This window comes from Paraburkholderia sp. SIMBA_030, assembly GCF_046535245.1.
GTDB lineage: Bacteria > Pseudomonadota > Gammaproteobacteria > Burkholderiales > Burkholderiaceae > Paraburkholderia.
The window spans coordinates 1-269 of sequence record NZ_JAWRXB010000628.1; the positions used below are offsets into that span (position 1 = coordinate 1).

General features: G+C 66.5%; 1 protein-coding gene. It reads right to left on the reverse strand.

Annotated features, from left to right (window positions below; genetic code table 11):
* On the reverse strand, positions 1–269 hold a 269-nt coding region (locus SB772_RS41475), incomplete at both ends, for an ABC transporter permease (protein ID WP_410838707.1).

Below are 269 nucleotides of genomic sequence, written 5' to 3' on the forward strand. Positions count from 1 at the left end.
GCGAACAGGAACGCGGCGGTCACGCTCGCCATGAGGAGCGGCGACACGATCGACGTGATGCGCCGCAACCGCGACGCGCCCATCACGCGTGCGGCGTCGTCGAGGCGCCAGTCGAAGCGCTGGAAGCCTGCGGCCAGCGTCACGACGACATAGGGAATAGCGAGCACGGTATGGCCGATCACGAGGCCGAGGTTCGTACCCGTCAGCCCAAAGCGCGCGAACAGATACAGCAAACCGACAGCCACCACGATACGCGGCACGATCAGCGG